At 65.8% G+C, this 15,214-nt stretch carries 13 protein-coding genes; 7 read left to right on the top strand and 6 right to left on the bottom strand.

Annotated elements, in window-relative coordinates; all coding sequences use genetic code 11:
* Positions 1–108: 108 nt before the first annotated feature.
* Genes FHR22_RS16165 through FHR22_RS16155 form a run of 3 tightly spaced genes read left to right on the top strand, consistent with a single transcriptional unit; the run spans position 109 to position 2,646 of the window.
* Entirely contained in the window at positions 109–1,050 is a 942-nt protein-coding gene (locus tag FHR22_RS16165; RefSeq protein ID WP_166944670.1) for an alpha-E domain-containing protein, read from the top strand.
* 14 nt (positions 1,051–1,064) lie between these two features.
* Positions 1,065–1,868 carry a transglutaminase family protein gene (locus tag FHR22_RS16160; protein WP_166944667.1) on the top strand — a complete coding sequence of 268 codons (804 nt, stop codon included), beginning with the start codon at positions 1,065–1,067 and terminating at the stop codon, positions 1,866–1,868.
* Between the two features lie 46 nt (positions 1,869–1,914).
* Positions 1,915–2,646: a proteasome-type protease gene (locus FHR22_RS16155; protein ID WP_166944664.1), complete on the top strand. Its 732-nt coding sequence runs from the start codon at positions 1,915–1,917 to the stop codon at positions 2,644–2,646.
* Positions 2,647–2,751: 105 nt separating this feature from the next.
* Here FHR22_RS16155 and acs read toward each other — a convergent pair whose 3' ends face one another.
* The 5 genes from acs to fsa form a co-directional block, all read right to left on the bottom strand.
* Complete coding sequence (gene acs / locus FHR22_RS16150) at positions 2,752–4,734, bottom strand: acetate--CoA ligase (RefSeq protein WP_341786642.1); 1,983 nt, start codon at positions 4,732–4,734, stop codon at positions 2,752–2,754.
* Positions 4,735–5,032: 298 nt separating this feature from the next.
* On the bottom strand, positions 5,033–5,830 hold the full coding sequence (locus tag FHR22_RS16145) for a YwqG family protein (protein ID WP_166944661.1): 798 nt from the start codon (positions 5,828–5,830) through the stop codon (positions 5,033–5,035).
* 155 nt (positions 5,831–5,985) lie between these two features.
* The gene (locus FHR22_RS16140; RefSeq protein ID WP_243853763.1) at positions 5,986–7,488 is read right to left on the bottom strand and encodes an acetyl-CoA acetyltransferase; all 1,503 of its coding nucleotides are present in this window, start codon (positions 7,486–7,488) and stop codon (positions 5,986–5,988) included.
* Positions 7,489–8,283 carry an enoyl-CoA hydratase-related protein gene (locus FHR22_RS16135; protein WP_166944657.1) on the bottom strand — a complete coding sequence of 265 codons (795 nt, stop codon included), beginning with the start codon at positions 8,281–8,283 and terminating at the stop codon, positions 7,489–7,491.
* A 117-nt stretch (positions 8,284–8,400) separates the two neighbouring features.
* Positions 8,401–9,051, bottom strand: coding sequence for a fructose-6-phosphate aldolase (fsa, locus tag FHR22_RS16130; protein ID WP_166944654.1), 651 nt, complete (start codon positions 9,049–9,051; stop codon positions 8,401–8,403).
* A 169-nt stretch (positions 9,052–9,220) separates the two neighbouring features.
* On the opposite strand from fsa, the gene radA reads away from it, so the two are divergent.
* From radA to FHR22_RS16110, 4 genes are all read left to right on the top strand, one after another.
* Positions 9,221–10,582: a DNA repair protein RadA gene (gene radA, locus FHR22_RS16125; protein WP_166944650.1), complete on the top strand. Its 1,362-nt coding sequence runs from the start codon at positions 9,221–9,223 to the stop codon at positions 10,580–10,582.
* A 172-nt stretch (positions 10,583–10,754) separates the two neighbouring features.
* Positions 10,755–11,315 carry a CvpA family protein gene (locus FHR22_RS16120; RefSeq protein WP_208417742.1) on the top strand — a complete coding sequence of 187 codons (561 nt, stop codon included), beginning with the start codon at positions 10,755–10,757 and terminating at the stop codon, positions 11,313–11,315.
* Positions 11,312–11,740 carry an iron-sulfur cluster assembly scaffold protein gene (locus FHR22_RS16115; RefSeq protein ID WP_166944647.1) on the top strand — a complete coding sequence of 143 codons (429 nt, stop codon included), beginning with the start codon at positions 11,312–11,314 and terminating at the stop codon, positions 11,738–11,740. Before FHR22_RS16120 ends, FHR22_RS16115 begins: the two co-directional genes overlap by 4 nt.
* Positions 11,737–13,650 carry a cation:proton antiporter domain-containing protein gene (locus tag FHR22_RS16110; protein WP_166944645.1) on the top strand — a complete coding sequence of 638 codons (1,914 nt, stop codon included), beginning with the start codon at positions 11,737–11,739 and terminating at the stop codon, positions 13,648–13,650. Before FHR22_RS16115 ends, FHR22_RS16110 begins: the two co-directional genes overlap by 4 nt.
* On the opposite strand, the gene FHR22_RS16105 is transcribed toward FHR22_RS16110, so the two are convergent.
* A complete protein-coding gene (locus tag FHR22_RS16105; RefSeq protein ID WP_208417741.1) occupies positions 13,631–14,923 on the bottom strand; it encodes an MFS transporter in 1,293 nt (430 codons plus the stop codon). The two genes, FHR22_RS16110 and FHR22_RS16105, sit on opposite strands and share 20 nt — an antisense overlap.
* Positions 14,924–15,214 lie beyond the last annotated feature (291 nt).

Genomic DNA, 15,214 nt, shown 5'->3' with positions numbered 1-15,214 from the left:
CATCGCGCGTCGCCCCCGCGAAGGCGGGGGCCGCTGGAAGTTTACGCGGCAGCGAAGCTGTAGGCTGACAGCGGCCCCCGCCTTCGCGGGGGCGACGCGGGTGTCGCCATGCTAGGCAAGACCGCCGGTTCGCTCTTCTGGATGGCGCGCTATCTTGAGCGTAGCGAGAATAATGCGCGGCTGATCGACGCGGGGTTCCGCATCGCGCTCACCCGGTCGACGACCGCGGCCGCGGAGTGGAAATCGGTGCTCGTCACCGCGGGGGTCGACCGGGCGTTTGTCGGCGCGCATGGCGAATATACGTCGGCACGCGTCGTCGATTTCATGCTTCGCGACCCCGCCAACCCGTCGAGCATCTTGTCGGTGATCAAGCAGGCGCGCGACAATGCGCGGACCGCGCGCACCGCGCTGACGCGCGAGGTGTGGGAAGCGGTCAACACCAACTGGATGACGCTGACCGCGCTGCTCAAGCGCCCGGTCCGCGACGACGACCTGCCCGATGTGCTGACCGCGATCCGCCAGCAGAGCGCGCAGGTGCGCGGCGCCTTGAACGGCACGATGCTGCGCAACGACGGCTTCAACTTCTCGCTGCTCGGCACCTTTCTCGAACGCGCCGACAACACGGCGCGCATCCTCGACGTCAAATATTATCTGCTGCTGCCGTCGGTCGCGCATATCGGCAGTTCGATCGACAATGTGCAGTGGGAGACGATCCTGCGTTCGGTGTCGGCGCACCGCGCCTATCGCTGGCTGTACGGCGCCGAAATCAGCGCGCTGAAGATCGCCGAATTCCTGATCCTCTATCGCCAGTTGCCGCGCAGCCTGGCCTTCTGCTGCGAACGGATGGAGGATAATCTGGCGCAGCTCGAACGCGGCTATGGCGCCGAGACCGAGGCTGGCACCATGGCGCGGGCGCTATGCCACGAGCGGCTGTCGGCGCCGATCCAGACGATCTTCGACAGCGGGCTGCATGAATATGTGACCGCTTTCCTGCGTGCCAATGCTGCGCTTGCGCGGCAGATCGAGCATGATTTCCGGTTCGTGGAATAGGACGGAGCCCGACCATGCGCCTCGCCGTCGAACATACCACCCATTATCATTATGACGCCCCGGTCAGCTATGCGCTGCAACAGGTAAAACTGACGCCCAAGGACCGGCCCGGCCAGCAGCTGGTGACCGATTGGGTGATCGAGGTGGAGGGCGGCGAACGCCAGCTTCATTACACCGACCATCATGGCAATGGTGTCGACCTGATCGCGGTCAGCGGCGGCGCCAGCGAGCTGGTCATTCGCTGTCGCGGCGAGGTCGAGCTGGTGACCTTCGACGGGGTGATCGGCGCGCATCGCGGCGCCATGCCGCTCTGGACCTTCCTGCGCCCGACGCCGCTCACCCGGGCGGGGCGGGGCGTGCGGGCGCTGACCGCGGCGCTGGGCCGCGATTTCGCGTCGGACATCGAACGCGCGCACGCGCTGTCGGCGCTGATCATCGACCGGCTTCCCTACCGGATCGGCATGACCGATGCCGAGACGACGGCGGAGCAGGCGATGGCGGGCGAGGGCGGGGTTTGTCAGGACCATACGCATATCTTCATCGCCGCAATGCGCCATCTGGGGCACCCCGCGCGCTATGTTTCGGGCTATCTGATGATGAACGACCGGACGCAGCAGGACGCAACCCACGCCTGGGCCGAGGCGCATTTCGAGCATATCGGCTGGATCGGCTTCGACGTCAGCAACGGCCATTCACCCGACCAGCGCTATATCCGTGTCGCCACCGGGCTCGATTATCGCGATGCGGCCCCGGTTCGCGGCATGCGCTATGGCGCCGCGCAGGAAAATCTGGTTGTCCAATTGCAGGTCCAGCAATAAGCGGGGCCGGGCAAGACGACTTTCCGGGCGGGGAAAACGGGACAAGATGACCTATTGCGTTGGCATGCGTTTGAACAAGGGACTGGTGTTCATGTCGGACACCCGCACCAACGCGGGCGTCGACGACATTTCGCAGGTCCGCAAGATGCGCAGCTGGCACATGCCGGGCGAGCGCGTCATCACGCTGATGTCGGCGGGAAACCTCGCGACGACGCAGGCGGTCGTCAGCCTGCTCGATGAGCGTACCAAGGCGCCCGAGGACCGGCATCCTTCCATCCTCGAAGCACCGTCGATGTTCCAGATCGCGACGATCATCGGCGAAACGCTGCGCGGCGTCGTGATGCGCCACAATGATGAAGGGCCGGCCGCCGAATCGCTGTTCCGCGCCTCGCTGATCGTCGGCGGCCAGATCAGGGGGGCCGAACCGCGATTGTTCCTGATCTATCCGGAGGGCAATTTCATCGAGGCGGGTGAGGACAATCCCTTCTTCCAGATCGGCGAGACGAAATATGGCCGGCCGATCATCGTGCGCTCCTACGATCCCGCGATGTCATTCGAGGATGCGGTGAAACTGCTCTGCGTCTCGTTCGATTCGACAATCCGCGCGAACGCCGGGGTCGACCTGCCGATCGACCTGAAGGTGCATGAGCGCGACGAATTCACCAGCGTGCGTGAGCGGCGGTTCGAACGCAACGATCCCTATTATGAAAGCGTCGCCGACGGCTGGGCCGAAGCGCTGGGGATTGCGCTGGCCGAACTGCCCGACTTTCATTTCTGATACCGCGATAGCGCAATTATCGTCGTCGCCCCGGACTTGATCCGGGGTCCGAAATTGCGCCGTCGAAATGGATCCCGGATCAAGTCCGGAATGACGATGGCGGGATTATCTGTTCTTTCGCCCCTCGATCAGCCCATCGACCAGGCTCGGGTCGGCGAGCGTCGAGGTGTCGCCGAGTGACCCGAAGTCATTCTCGGCGATCTTGCGCAGGATGCGGCGCATGATCTTGCCCGAGCGCGTCTTGGGCAGGCCGGGGGTCAGATGGATGTGGTCGGGTGTCGCGATCGGGCCGATTTCGGTGCGCACCTGCTGCTTCAGTGCGGCGGCGACCTCGTCGGTCGGTTCGACCCCGGCGTTCAGCGTGACATAAGCGTAGATGCCCTGACCCTTGATGTCGTGTGGGAAACCCACCACCGCGGCCTCGGCGACGAGGTCGTGGAGGACGAGTGCGCTTTCGACCTCGGCGGTGCCCATGCGGTGGCCCGACACGTTGATCACATCGTCGACACGGCCGGTGATGCGCCAATAGCCATCGGCATCGCGGCGGCAGCCGTCGCCGGTGAAATATTTGCCCCTGTAGGTCGAGAAATAGGTTTCGGCGAAGCGCTGGTGATCGCCATAGATCGTCCGCGCTTGCCCCGGCCAGCTGTGCGTGATGCAGAGGTTGCCTTCGGCCGCGCCGCCCGTCTGTTCGTCGACGAGCACGCCGCCCTCGGCATCGACGAGTTGCGGGCGGATGCCGAAGAAGGGGCGTCCCGCGCTGCCCGGCTGCATCGGGTGCGCGCCGGGCAGGGTGGTGATCATGATGCCGCCGGTTTCGGTCTGCCACCAGGTGTCGACGACGGGGACGCGGTTCTTGCCGACAAGCTGATGATACCAGCGCCATGCTTCTGGATTGATCGGTTCGCCGACGCTGCCGAGCAGGCGGATCGACGACAGGTCATGGCGGGTCACATAATCGTCGCCTTCGCGCATCAGCGCGCGGATCGCGGTCGGCGCGGTGTAGAGGATATTGACCTGATGCTTGTCGACGACGCGCCAAAAACGGTCGTGGTCGGGGTAGTTGGGAATGCCCTCGAACATCAAAGTCGTCGCGCCGTTCTGCAAGGGACCATAGACGACATAGCTGTGGCCGGTGACCCAGCCGATGTCGGCGGTGCACCAGAAGATTTCGCCCGGCCGATAATCGAAGCCATAATGGAAGGTGCTGGCAGTCCAGACGCTGTAGCCGCCGACGCTGTGGAGCACGCCCTTGGGCTTGCCGGTCGAGCCCGACGTATAGAGAATGAACAGCGGGTCTTCGGCGCCCATCGGTTCGCACGGGCAGTCGGCGCCGACGTCGGCCGACAGCGCGTCGTACCAATGATCGCGGCCTTCGTGCATCGTGATGTCGCCGCCGGTGTGCGCGATGACGAGCACCGCCTTCACCGCGACCTTTTCGAGCGCCTTGTCGACATTGGCCTTGAGCGGGACCTTCTTGCCGCCGCGCAGACCCTCGTCGGCGCAGATCACCCAGTCGCTCGCGCAATCCTCGATCCGCCCGGCGATCGCATCGGGGGAGAAGCCGCCGAAGATGACGCTGTGCACTGCGCCGATGCGCGCGCAGGCGAGCATCGCCACCGCGCCTTCGGGGATCATCGGCATATAGATGGTAACGCGGTCGCCCTTTTTGACGCCGAGTTTCTTCAGCGTGTTCGCCATGCGGATGACGTCGGCGAGGAGTGCGGCATAGCTGATCGTCCGCGTCTCGCCGTCGGGCGCGTCGGGTTCGAAGATGATCGCGGTGCGCGCGCCATGTCCCGCCGCGACATGGCGGTCGACGGCGTTGTGGCAAAGGTTGAGGACGCCGTCCTCGAACCATTTGATCTCGACCGGGTCGTACGACCAGTTGCCGATCTTCGTCGGGGGGGTCACCCAGTCGAGGCGCTTCGCCTGTTCGGCCCAGAAGGCGTCGGGATCATCGATGCTCTGTTCGTAGAGCCGGTCGTAGTCGGCGGCGTTGCAGTGCGTGTCGGCGGCTGCGTCGGCGGGAACGGGAACAAAGGGCTCGGATGCAGGAAGATCAGAGGGGGGCAATTCGGACGACACTTAACGATTCTCCCGGCTATTTTCTCGCAACGCCTCTCCTATTCGATCGGCATCGTTGGAGCGAGCAAGCAAATCTTCAGTCCCTTTACCGGTTCGCATCGCGTGTAGTCGAGGTGTTCCGAGGTCGCGCGCGCGATGCGGTGTCTCGCCCCCGGGACATGCTCGGGCATGCTTTGCTCGATGCCGACGCGGCGCGCGACGAACAGGGTGCGTTATTCCGAGGCGTTGCCGATGATGCCGGGGAGTTCGTTCGAAATGCAGAAACGCGCGAGGGTCGTTCGCATCCGATGATTGGCGATCAATAACAGTCCCATTGATAAAAAACCTTGCTGAAGTCCCGCTTCAGCAGGTCCTCGCGGCGGATCATGAACTGACCCTGCCCGGAGTCGCCCCACATCAGGTGATCGTCGCTCCAAAGGTTGATCAATACGCGATCGACGTCTTGATAGGGTGCAGTGGAGCGCCAGTCCGACTGGGTGAAGCCGGGGTGACCCCCGACATGATGGACCGACGGATTCGCCTCATCTTGCTTTTCGACAAGGGCATGGATGCGGTCGCTCTTGTCGCGATCGTTCAGCAACGTTTCGAGGTCGCGTTCGGCCAGCCAAGAATCGACAGAAGGGATCTGATCAGTCCGTTTCGGCTGCAGCGCGATGCCCTGTGTAACGGTGGCGTCGTAAAGCGGGGAGTAATCGTCGATCCCGCGATCGCCCGATGGCCGCCCCATGTGCAATTTTCCGGGACCGCCGAGTTTTTCGCGCCAGATGACGCGGAACTTGCCCGCTTCAGGTTTTTCGAAATTCGCCCCGTACAGGTCGCCGCGAGCAATAAAGAATTGCAGGATGCCGCTGGCCGGATAGTCGGGTAGAGGCGGCAGTTCGGCAAAATCGATCTGGGCGAGGAACGACATGGGGCGTCCTTCTGTATCGGTCGGCCAGGATTCGTCGGCGGCCAGCCATACCGGGCCGCCGATCCGCGTGCCACCCGATGTAGCGGGGGCCGGTCCCGACGGCTTGAGCTCGATTGCCGGCAGGCTATGGCCCTTTTGCCAGGCCGCAAATTCGGCAACGGCGGGATCGCGCAGCAGTTCCTCCATCGTCGGTTCGGCGTGGGTTGGCGCCGTACATCCGAAAATGCTCATGATCGAAGCGCCGAATGCCAACCGGACAAGAAGATTTTTCATGCGATCGGTGATAGCGGCCGATCGCATCGGGAGCGAGCCAAATCAGAACTGGAATCCCGTCCCGCAGGTCAGGCGGATCGCCAGCCGAAGCCTTGTTCGAGCGCGACGATTTGTCCCTCGGCGCCGACCGGCTCTTGCGAGCCGTCGGTCAGAAACCCCAGCATCGCGGCGTCGCCGACGTCGATATGCGCAAGCGTTCGCGCGCCCTCCGGCGTGCGCGCCACGACGACGCCGGCCTTCGGATTGCCGTCGCGGCCATAGAATATCGTGTAGCTCTCGATCGTCGCCGCCCCGGCATAATCCTGGGCCAGCTCGGGCACCGGCCCGCGCTTCGCTTCGGCTTCGGCCTGATAGTCGAAGTCCTGCGGGAAGCTTGCCGCCGCGATCGGACGGTTGCCGAGGATGATGCAATGATTGTCGGTCGCGAAGCCGCCGTTGGCGAAGAGGAAGCCATAGCGGCCCTCGCTCCGCAATTTCTGGGTCATCGAGACGATCGCATGGCTCATATAATTGGCGATCGGACCGCCGCCGAAGGTCAGGCCGCCGAACACGCTCGCCGGACGATCCCATGGCCAGCCGAGGATGCGGCGCGCCATTTTGGGGACGCAGGGGAAGCAGCTGTAGAGTTCGACGAAATCGAAATCCTGAACCGTCATCGCGTTCAATTCGAGCGTATGGTTGATCGACGTTTCCATACTGACGCTGCCGTCATAGCCGTCGCGGTGGAGGATGCTTGGCGGCTCCTTCGCCGCCGCGCCCATGCCGACGTAGACCAGCCGGTCTTCGGCGATGCCGCGGCGGCGGGCTTCGGCAAGGCTCGCGACGATGAAGCCCGCGCCCTGGTTGACCGAAGCGTTGGCGACCATCAGCTTCGAATAAGGAAAGGCGATCGGGCGGTTGCGTTCATCGACCCGCAGGATGTCATCGGGCGAGGCGGGCTGGCGGATCCACGCGCCGTCGTTGGCGGCCGCGACCTCGGAAAAGCGCGACCAGATTTTGGCGCTTTCGAATTGCGCTTCGGCAAGGCTCTGGCCCCAGGCGGCGCGCGTGGCGTTTTCGTAGAGCGGATACACGTCGACCGGCGCGGCGAGACCGTGAAGCTGGGCGTAATCGGGCTCGCGCCGCGTTGCCACCTTGCGGACCGCGTTATAGCTTTTGTCCTCGCCGCTCGCGGCTTTCGCGGCGCGGCCGGCGGCGGTGCGCAGGGCCTCGGCGCCGACCACCGCCGCGAGTTTCACTTCGCCTGCGCCGATGCGGTTGGCGGCTTCGTTGAGCAGGCGGACGGGGGTGTCGCCATGCGGGGCGGGGGATTGATAATTGATCGCGGGTGTCGCGCCGATCGCGGCGGCGAGCGGTTCGCAAAGCTTGCCGAGATGGTGAAAGCTGATCTGGTCGACGATCGCGAGACTGTCGAGTTGGGCCAGCGGCACGCCCGCGTCTTTCGCCGCGACCGTCAGCGCGGCGACCATCAGCCCGAGCGAATCCAGCCCCTGATCGGGATCGTCCGGGCGGTCATTGACCTGCCCGACGCCGATAATTACCGGAATGCGCTCGGGATCGGTCATCGCCATCTAGCGGGCTTTCCATTCGGGCTTGCGTTTCTGCGCGAAGGCGAGAGGGCCTTCGCGCGTATCCTCGCTGCGCATCAGCATGCCGCGCTCGCGGGCATTATGTTCCCAATAGGGTGCGTCGGACGCGATACGGCCATCCTGGATGCCGAGCGCGACGCGCTTCGAAACCTGTACCGAAAGCGGCGCGTTGGCGGCGATCTTTTCCGCCAGCGCAATCGCGGTCGGCATCAGGTCGGCCAGCGGGACGACATGGTTGACCAGCCCGAATTCGGCGGCGCGGGCGGCGGGGATCGGGTCGCCGGTCAGCATATATTCCATCGCCAGCTTGCGCGGCAATTGCTGGACGAGGCGGAAGGCGCCGCCCGCCGCGGCGAACAGCCCGACCTTGACCTCGGGCAGGCCGAATTGCGCATGGTCGGCGGCGATGATGATATCGCTCATCAACGCGATCTCGCAGCCGCCGCCAAAGGCGAAGCCGTTGACCGCGGCGATGACCGGTTTCGATATCGGGTGCGCCACCATGCCCGCGAAGCCCCACGCCTGCTGCGCCTTGTCGTCGGGCTGCAGGCTTTCGCCGCGTGATAGCGCGACAAGGTCGGCGCCGGCGCAGAAGCTCTTGTCGCCGGCGCCGGTGATCACGACGGCGCGAATTTCGGGGTCGTTTTCGGCGGTTTCGAGCGCGGTGCCGATGCCGACATGGACGGCGGCATTGACCGCGTTGCGCGCCTCGGGCCGGTTGATCGTCACGATCAGCACATGGCCGCGGCGGTCGGTGAGGATGGTGGTGTCGGTCATCGCGAATCTCTCCCTTTCGGACGAGTATCGCGGTGAGTTGACGTTTACGTCAACTGGAAAGGGGCATAACGTAGATCGGGCCGTCGCCCCCGCCTTCGCGGGGGCGACGGCCTTAAATCAGATCGACTGACCCGTCTTCGCCCAATCCGCCAAGAATCCTTCGATGCCCTTTTCGGTCAGGATATGCTTGAACAGGCCCTTGATGACCGACGGCGGCGCGGTCATCACGTCGGCGCCGATCTTGGCAGCTTCGAGCACATGGATGCCGTGGCGGACGCTCGCGACGAGGATTTGGGTCTGGTACGAATAATTGTCGTAGATCAGCCGGATATCGTCGATCAGCTGCATACCGTCGAAGCCATTGTCGTCGTGACGGCCGACAAAGGGCGAGACGAAGGTCGCGCCCGCCTTGGCGGCGAGCAGCGCCTGCGCGGCCGAGAAGCAGAGCGTGACATTGACCATCGTGCCGTCGCTGGTCAGCGCCTTGCACGTCTTCAAACCGTCGATCGTCAGCGGCACCTTGATGCAGACATTGTCGGCGATCTTGCGGAGGATTTCGGCCTCCTTCATCATCGTTTCATGGTCGAGCGCGACGACTTCGGCCGAGACGGGGCCGGTGGTCAACGCGCAGATTTCGCGGGTCACTTCCTTGAAGTCGCGGCCCGACTTGGCGATCAGCGACGGGTTGGTGGTGACCCCGTCGAGCAGGCCGGTTGCGGCGAGTTCCTGGATGTCGGCGATTTCGGCGGTGTCGGCGAAGAATTTCATGGCGCAGGCTTTCCTGTGGGAAGGGTGATTCGGATTTCGCTTCGCCCTAGAGCAACCCGCGCGTAAATTGAACCGTCGCTACCCTTCATTCGTCACCCCGGATCAAGTCCGGGGTGACGAGGATTTGAATCTGCTGGCGTTCCATCTTTGTTCCGATTATGCGGACCGCATGGCCAAAGCGAAACGTCAATATGTCTGCCAGAATTGCGGCTCCGCCACCTATCGCTGGCAGGGGCAGTGCGCCGATTGCGGCGAGTGGAACACGTTGGTCGAGGAAGCCGCCGAAACCGTGTTTTCGGCAAAGCACGACCTGAGCCGCGGCGGGCGGACGATCGCGCTCGAAACGCTCGACGCCGACAGCAAGATGCCCGAGCGCATGCTGTGCGGGATCGCCGAGTTCGACCGTGCGCTGGGCGGCGGCTTCGTCGCGGGATCGGCGACGCTGATCGGCGGCGACCCGGGGATCGGCAAGTCGACCCTGCTGTTGCAGGCGGCGGGGCGGTTGGCGCAGGCGGGCAAGTCGGTCGTCTATATCAGCGGCGAGGAGGCGGCGGCACAGGTGCGGCTGCGCGCGCAGCGGCTGGGGCTCGGCGGTGCGCCCGTTGCGCTGGCGAGTGCGACGTCGGTGCGCGATATATTGGCGACGCTCGACGGGCGCGCCGCCGACTTCGTCGTGATCGATTCGATCCAGACGATGCATAGCGACCTGATCGACAGCGCGCCGGGGACGGTGAGTCAGGTCCGCGCGAGCGCGCAGGAACTGATCCGCTATGCCAAGGACAGCGACGCGGCGATCGTGCTGGTCGGCCATGTCACCAAGGACGGGACGATCGCCGGGCCGCGCGTGCTCGAACATATGGTCGACACGGTGCTGGCGTTCGAGGGCGAGCGCAGCCATCAATATCGTATCCTGCGCGCGGTGAAGAACCGCTTCGGCGGCACCGACGAGATCGGGGTGTTCGCGATGGGCGAGGAAGGGCTGGGCGAGGTGTCGAACCCGTCGAGCCTGTTCCTGACCGATCGCAGCCGCGACGTCCCGGGATCGGTGGTGTTTCCGGCGCTTGAGGGTACGCGGCCGGTGCTCGTCGAGGTGCAGGCACTGACGGTGCGGCTGGCGAGCGGGGCGACTCCCCGAAGAGCGGTGGTCGGCTGGGACAGCGGGCGGCTGGCGATGGTGCTCGCGGTATTGGAAGCGCGCTGCGGGCTGCAGATGGGCGCCGCCGAAGTCTATCTGAACATCGCGGGCGGTTACCGGCTGACCGATCCCGCCGCCGATCTCGCGGTCGCCGCGGCGCTGATCTCGGCGTTCAGCGAGCGGCCGGTGCCCGCCGATGCGATCGTCTTCGGCGAATTGTCGCTGTCGGGCGAGGTGCGGCAGGTTTCGCACGACGGGCTGCGGCTCCGCGAAGCGGCGAAGCTCGGTTTTTCGCGCGGCTGGGGCCCCAAGGGGATGAAGGGGGTCGGCGGAATTTCGGTGACCGGCTTCGGACGGCTCGGCGAACTCGTTGACCTGATGCTGGGGCGTGATTAGATCGCGACTATCAACACCGTTCGTCCTGAGGAGGGGCTGAGCTTGTCGAAGCCCCGTCTCGAAGGACTTTGACGCCTCGGTCCTTCGAGACGCCATTTCGACAAGCTCAATGGCTCCTCAGGACAAACGGGTTGGCAATGCAGGACAATTAGGCGATCACTGACAGGCGAATATGGGAAGTCTGACGGCTCTGGATATCCTCGTGCTCACGCTCGTTGGCGGCGGCGCGGTGCTCGGTTTCATGCGCGGGCTCGTGCAGGAAGTGACGACGTTGCTGGCGTGGGTGCTGGCGATCGTCGCCGTGCGCCTGTTCCACGGTATCGTGACCGGCTTCGTCGCCGGCTGGGTCGGGACCGAGGGCGGGGCGGCGATGCTGGCGTTCGTGCTGCTGTTCGGCGGCGTATTCGCAGCTGCCAAATGGGGATCGCGCGCCATGGGGCAGCGCAGCCGCGCCTCGCTGGTCGGCGGATTCGACCGCGGGCTGGGCGCGGGGTTCGGCGCGGTGAAGGGACTGATCGTTGCGACCCTGCTCTTCATGGTCGTGACGCTGCTTTACGATATCGGCTATGGCAATGCGCAGCGTCCGCTGTGGATGACGGGCAGCCGCACCTATCCGGCGCTCAACGCAACGAGCGGAGCGATGAGCAAGGTGATCGCCGAACGGCGCGCCGCGGCGCGTGAAGCGGAAGCCGAAACGGCCAAACAGGATGCGTCCGAAACGGCCGGCAAATGAGCGCGCCGCTTTATAATCGCGACATCCTGTCGCTCGCGGTCGCGACCGCCGAATATCTGCCGCTTCCCGCCGCGCGCCATCATGCGAGCGCGCGCGCCCCGCTGTGCGGCAGCCGCATCCTCCTCGACCTCGACGCCGACGCCGATGGACATGTGACCGCGATCGGCATGCATGTCGAGGCGTGCGCGCTGGGGCAGGCGGCGGCGACCTTGCTGGCGCGGCATGCGCCGGGCCGCGGCATCGCCGATATCCGTGCGGCGCGCGATGCGATCGCCGGCTGGTTCGGCGGCGACGGGGCGCTGCCCGCCTGGCCGGGCTTCGCCCTGCTGGCGCCGGCGCGCGACTATCCGGCGCGGCACGGCGCGATCCTGCTGCCCTTCGACGCCGCGATCGCGGCGCTCGAGGGTCAGACGGCACCCGCATGACGATGCTCGCGCTCGCGGCCGCCGCGGCCGAGGTCGCGACCGGAAATGCGACCGACGCCGCGCTGACCGAAGGCGCGATCCTGCTCGGCGTCGCGACCCTGTTCGTGCTGATCTTTCGGCGCCTCGGGCTTGGCGCGGTGCTGGGTTATCTGATCGCGGGCGCGCTCGTCGGGCCGCACGGCCTCGGGCTTGTCGGCGGCGGCGAATCGAAGCTTGCCTTTGCCGAGCTCGGCATCGCCTTCCTGCTCTTCCTCGTCGGGCTCGAACTGTCGCCCGGGCGGTTGTGGCAGATGCGCCGGGCGATCTTCGGGCTCGGGCTGGCGCAGGTCGTGGTGACGGGGCTCGTCCTCACCGGCCTCATCTACCTGACCCTGGGGTTCAGCTGGCAGGCGGCGCTGGCGCTTGGCCTGCCGCTCGCGCTCTCGTCGACCGCGCAGGTGCTGCCCAGCCTCAAAAGCTCGGGCCGGATCAACTCGCCCTTCGGCGAAAAGGCGTTTTCGATCCTGCTGTTCCAGGATCTCGCGATCGTGCCGATGATCACGATCATCGCGGTGCTGTCGCGCGCGCCCGCCGATCCGTCGGCGCCGCCGGGATGGCACATGGCCTTCTTCACCGTGTGGGCGATCGTCGTGCTGGTCTTCGCGGGCCGCTTCGTCGTCAATCCGCTGTTGCGGCTGATCGGGCGCTATGGCGAGCGCGAGCTGTTCGTCGTCGTCGGGCTGCTCACCATATTGGCCAGCGCCGCGCTGATGCACAGCCTGCATCTGTCGACCGCGCTCGGCGCCTTCATTGCGGGCGTGATGCTCGCCGATTCGCCGTACCGGCACGAGATTGAATCGGATGTCGAACCTTTCCGCCTGATCCTGCTCGGTCTGTTTTTTCTCGCGGTCGGCATGGTGCTCGACATCGATGTCGTGCTGGCAGATCCGCTGCGCGTGGTCATGCTCGCGCTCGGGCTGGTCGCGGTGAAAGTGAGCGTGCTGACCGTCATCGTCCGGCTGTTCGGCAAAAGCTGGAAGACCGCGCTTGGGCTTGGCCTGCTGCTCAGCCAGGGCGGCGAATTCGGCTTTCTGCTCTTCACCCAGGCGGCCGGCGCGCTGCTGATCCGGCCCGAGGCGGCGAGCCTGTTCAGCGCGGTGGTGACGCTGTCGATGGTGACGACGCCGTTCCTGATGCTGTTCGCGCGCAACCTGGAATTCTCGCCCGATCGCGACGGCGAGGCGCCCGAGGGCCCCGACGACGCACCGCTCGGGTCGGCGATCGTGATCGGTTACGGGCGGTTCGGGCAGATCGTCGCGCAGATGCTGCACGGGGTTGCCTGTTCGGTGACGCTGATCGACAAGAAGCCGAGCCAGATCGAACTGTCGAGCCGTTTCGACACCAAGGTCTATTTCGGCGACGGGCTGCGCGTCGACCTGCTCCGCCGCGCGGGGGCGGATGAGGCGCGGCTGATCATCTTCTGCATCGACGACGCGTCGGTCGACGCGGCGGCGGTGAAGCCCGTCGTCGATGCCTTCCCGCAGGCGAAGGTGCTGATGCGCGTATTCGACCGCCGCCAGTTGATGGCGATCGACGGCGCGGGGACGGCGGGCGCAGTGCGCGAAGTGTTCGAAAGCTCGATCGCGCTGGGTCTGCTCGCGCTGCGCGAGCTCAACGTCGACCCGCGCGAAATGGAGGATGTCGAGACGGCGCTGCGTCATATGGACCAGACGCGCTTCGATGCGCAAATGGCCGACGGCGATCTGTCGGCGGGCATGGATCACCGCTTCAAGCCTGGCGGCGGGCGCGAGGCCGCCAGCGTCCTCGAAAAGCTGCGCCAGCGGCGTCAGGCCGCGAAGGCGGCGAAGGAAGAGGCGAAAGACGAAGCGAAGGAAGGCGAGATCGAGCGCGCTACGGCAACGCGCGCCTGACGCGCGCCATCGATCCGGCGGACAAGGCCGCGATCGCCAATGCGGGCACCCCCGTCAGCGCCATGGCGAGCAGCAGATTGCCTTCGACCGCGCGGTCCGACAGGCTGCCCGTCAGCAACGGCCCGAGTGCGCAGAAGGCGGCGATGACGAAGCTGTAGATCGCGAAGCTGCGCGCGCGCAGTTCGGCCGGGATGATATCCTGAAGGATCGTCGGGATCAGCGCGTTAGCGGTGCTGGTGAGCGCGAGGAACAGCGCGATCGCCGCCAGCGCCTGATTCTCGCCGCCCGCACTGCCGAGCCAGACGAGGCAGGGGACCGCGAGCATCGCACCCGCCGCCATGACGACCGGCCGCGACGCCTCGCCGAGCCGCGGTTGCAGCAGCCGGTCGACGAGGCCCGCGACGGCGAGACTGCCGAGACTGGTCGCGAGCGTGATGAGGCCGAGTGCATGGCCGGTCGGGGTCAGGTCGGCGGCATAGCGGCGCACCAGGCCGAGCGCCGCCATCGGCGCGACCGCCTGCACCGCGATCGCCAGTCCGCCGGCGGCACCGAGGAAGAGCAGGATGCGGCGCCGCTGCGCGCGGAAGAAAGGGAGGAGCGCGGCGGTCGCGGCAGCTCCATTGCCGTTCGGGTCGCGGCGCGGCGGGTCCTGAACGAACAGCCCGGCGCCGAGCAGCGGCAGCGCGAGCAGGCTGAGACAGAGAAGCGCGAGGCGCCATGGCTCGGTTCCGGCAGGGGCGACCGAGCCGGCGAAGGCGAGCAGATTGCCGCCGAAATAAAAGCCCGCGCTCGCCCCCGTTGCCATCAGCGCCGCAAAAACCAGGTTCGATGGCACCCGGTGCCGCTCGCCGACCAGATCGGGGATGAGCGAATAGACGACCGGGATCATCGCGAATTCGGTGATCCCCGACGCGGCGCGGCCGACGAAGAACAGAGCGAAATTGGGCGCAAGACCGCTGAGCGCGGTGAGCAGGCCCCACAGCATGATCAGCCCGAGCAGGATCGACTTGCGCGAATGGCGGTCGGCAAGGCGCGCGAGCGGTACGGCGAGCGCGCTGGCGACAAGGATGCCGGCGATGCCGTGCAGCGCCCCGATCACCGCGTCGGAGACGCCGAAACTGGCCTGGATCGCGGGCGACAGGATCGATTGCAGCCCGCGGTCGCTCATCTGCGTTCCGGCGGTAATGCCGAGGAAGGCGACGGCCCAGAGGCCGGCGGGCGTCGTCGGCCTGTCGGCTTCGATCAGCTGGCGCGTGTTGGCAATCGCAACCAAATATCAGGCCCCCACGGCATGAATATTGCAAATCATTTGCAACTGGCTAGCGCAATGATGGGTCGAGGGAAAGGGGGAATGGTGGTTTTGGGGTGGGGAGCGGACGTTCGCTAACCATCCATAACCGTCGCCCCCGCGAAGGCGGGGGCCGCTGGCAACCTTGCGCTCGGCCGATTGCGGCCAGTTAAGGGTTGGACATGCCCCCGGCATGTCCAAGAATGGTCCGGGGGACCATTCGACCCTTCACTCCTTCGCGGGGCGACGGTTATTTGGCTAGCGTCCGCTTCCGGC

It is taken from the genome of Sphingopyxis panaciterrae (assembly GCF_011762125.1).
Taxonomy (GTDB): domain Bacteria; phylum Pseudomonadota; class Alphaproteobacteria; order Sphingomonadales; family Sphingomonadaceae; genus Sphingopyxis; species Sphingopyxis panaciterrae.
This window is presented reverse-complemented; position numbering and strand designations above follow the sequence as displayed.